Source organism: Aeromonas aquatilis (assembly GCF_054052405.1).
Genome location: NZ_JBSTYP010000131.1, coordinates 1 through 1,867 on the forward strand (window position 1 = coordinate 1; position 1,867 = coordinate 1,867).

The following is a 1,867-nucleotide window of genomic DNA, read 5'->3' on the forward strand; positions in this document are numbered from 1 at the left end:
GCGTTACGGGAGGGGCGTGAATATCAAAGCATGTTTGCATGAGGCGCTGGGGCACCCCATGCAACACGTAATTGGGACATAGCCTTTTTTTATGGTGCGAGCGCGGTGGCGCGTTTAGTTCGAACTCTTAGTTCGCACTCTTAGTTCACGACGGCCACGTTGATGCTGCCATTGCCCTGGGTCATGCGTACACGGGCGCCCGGGGTGAAGGTGGGGCTGGCTTTCTGCACCACCACGATGGCTTCGCCGTTCTCTTTCTTGATCTCCAGCTCGACGCCGTCGACCTGATTCATCTTGTTGCCGATGGCGTTGCCTGCCGCTGCACCGGCGATGGCGCCGCCTGCGGCTGCGATGTCGCGTCCGGTGCCGCCACCGACTGTGCTGCCCAGCAGGCCGCCGACTACGGCGCCGCCAATGGTGCCAATCAGGGAGTTCTCATCGGCCTGGATCTTCACCGGGCGGGTGGAGATGATGGTGCCGTAGCTGACGGTCTGCACTTGCTTGGCGCGGTCTTTGGTGTAGACATCGCCAGAGTAAACGTCACTGTTGGCGCATCCGGTGATGGTGGTCGCTGCCAGCAGGGCAATAAGGGTCATACGCTTCAACATGGTGGGCCTCCTGGGCTGCACGTAATTTGAACAATCCGGTTGATGAGTGAACTTTACTCCAACCCCGTCACACATGAAATCGGCAAAATGTAACCAATTATGCGTTCTGTAACCGGTTTTGTCCTTGAATCGCAGCTGTACCGGAGAGGGTTTTAACCAGCAGCAGACGGTCTTCTCCGGGGCCGAAATAGTTGGCTACTTCCGCCTGCAATGTGTAACCGAGCCGGTAGTAGAGGCGCTGGGCCGGATTGGCCGGATCGACCGTGAGCCGCAGTTCGCTGATCTGCAGCCCCTCCATGTTGGTCTCCATCTGACGCATCATCCGCTCGGCCAGGCCGAAACCACGGGCTTCCGGCAGCACCGCCAGAGAGAGTACCCACCCTTTGGCTTGCTCCTGACCGAAACCACCCAGCACATAACCGACCAGATGCCCCTCGTACTCGGCTACCAGCAGCAGCTCGGGCCAGAGATCCATCGCCTGACGGAAGAAGAAGGCGGGATAGACATCTTCGCCAAAGACCTTGGCATCGATCTGCCAGATGGCGTGCATGTCTTGGTGGGTGGCGGTGCGTAGCAGGGGCGGATTGTGGTGCATCAGGACTCCATCGACAACAAACGGATCGGCAACGCCGCTGACGGTTGGGCCAACGGCAGAAAAGGAGTCATAGGGTAGTGGTCATCCCCTGCCTGATGCAAGGGATTGGCGGTTATGGTGGCAGTGGCCGGCTCTGGGGCTGTTTGGGGGCTTTGCGCAAGCCGTCGAGCAGGTGGCGAAGGGTGAGCCAGGGGTGGCGCAGCAGCATGCGCGGGCCGCTCCACTTCATCACCTGCTGGATCTGTTTGCGCATCGCCGGGGCGTAGCAGTGGATATTGCAGTTGGCGCAGGTGGGTTTGTTGCCATGGTTGTAACGGCAGCGACGAAGGCGCTGATGGGCGAAATCCCGCAACTGGCGACAGTGGCGGCAATGGGGATCCTGATGATGGTGCTGGCAGTAGAGGCGGATCATGGCGCTGACCGTCTGCTGCTCGCGCATGAGTCTGGGATGGTCACTCGCCTTTTTGCTGACTGCGGCGTGTGAGCCCCGGGCTGGGCTGGCATGATGACTTTTCATGGCCGCCATTCTCCTGACCTGCTCGCTTGGGGTGTTGATACAGGTCAAAAGGGGGGATAAAAAAGGCTATGTCCCAATTACGTGTTGAAAGGCTAAGCTTGAAGTAGGCCATCACCTTGAGGTCTACCATCATGGATACCCCAGCCT

General features: G+C 59.2%; 4 protein-coding genes. All 4 read right to left on the bottom strand.

Features of this window, described 5'->3' with window-relative positions; genetic code table 11:
* Window positions 1-140: 140 nt before the first annotated feature.
* Window positions 141-608 (bottom strand): outer membrane lipoprotein, encoded by a 468-nt coding sequence (locus ACW5W8_RS23560; protein ID WP_005340126.1) that lies wholly within the window; start codon window positions 606-608, stop codon window positions 141-143.
* Between the two features lie 97 nt (window positions 609-705).
* Window positions 706-1,203 carry a GNAT family N-acetyltransferase gene (locus ACW5W8_RS23565; protein ID WP_498630842.1) on the bottom strand — a complete coding sequence of 166 codons (498 nt, stop codon included), beginning with the start codon at window positions 1,201-1,203 and terminating at the stop codon, window positions 706-708.
* Between the two features lie 112 nt (window positions 1,204-1,315).
* Entirely contained in the window at window positions 1,316-1,720 is a 405-nt protein-coding gene (locus tag ACW5W8_RS23570) for a nitrous oxide-stimulated promoter family protein (RefSeq protein ID WP_498630844.1), read from the bottom strand.
* Window positions 1,656-1,867 (bottom strand): hypothetical protein (locus ACW5W8_RS23575; RefSeq protein WP_498630846.1); only part of this gene is annotated, 212 nt, incomplete at its 5' end. The genes ACW5W8_RS23570 and ACW5W8_RS23575, both read right to left, overlap by 65 nt.

Bases quoted from the DNA above. Each gene is read 5' to 3' on its own strand.
- ACW5W8_RS23560 (WP_005340126.1), bottom strand. From the start codon at position 608: ATGTTGAAGCGTATGACCCTTATTGCCCTGCTGGCAGCGACCACCATC.
- ACW5W8_RS23565 (WP_498630842.1), bottom strand. From the start codon at position 1,203: ATGCACCACAATCCGCCCCTGCTACGCACCGCCACCCACCAAGACATG.
- ACW5W8_RS23570 (WP_498630844.1), bottom strand. From the start codon at position 1,720: ATGAAAAGTCATCATGCCAGCCCAGCCCGGGGCTCACACGCCGCAGTC.